A 408-nucleotide genomic window follows, 5' to 3' on the forward strand; every position below is an offset into this window, starting at 1 on the left:
GGTAGACCTTGCGGGGCTTCTCACCCTCGGCCGCCGCGCGCAGCAGCCGGACCGCGTCATCCCGGTCGTGGGCCACCACGGCGCAGCGGTGCGCGAAGTGGTGCCGCCCCACCGCAAGCGTGTGACTGACCGAGGCCAACACACCGGGCCCAGCCTCCTCCCGGCCCGCCAGATCATCCGCCAACGCCACCAACGCCCGCGACAACGCACCCGCGCTCTTCGCCGACACCGGCAACACAAACGACGGCGCACCCGACTGACCCGAGACCGCCTCGATCTCCGCCCGCTCGGTACCCGAAGACTCCAACACCACATGCGCGTTGGTCCCACTGAACCCGAAAGCGCTCACCCCACCCCGACGCGCCGCACCCTCGTCCGGCCACGCCCGCGCCTCACGATTGACAAAGA

The 408-nt window shown here is 70.8% G+C and carries 1 protein-coding gene; it reads right to left on the reverse strand.

What is annotated here, in order from left to right:
• A partial coding sequence (locus RM844_RS33175) for a CurL C-terminal domain-containing protein (protein WP_311671131.1) occupies positions 1-349 on the reverse strand: 349 nt, incomplete at its 3' end.
• Between the last annotated feature and the right edge of the window lie 59 nt (positions 350-408).

Source organism: Streptomyces chisholmiae, from assembly GCF_031845445.1.
GTDB classification, from domain to species: Bacteria; Actinomycetota; Actinomycetes; order Streptomycetales; family Streptomycetaceae; genus Streptomyces; species Streptomyces chisholmiae.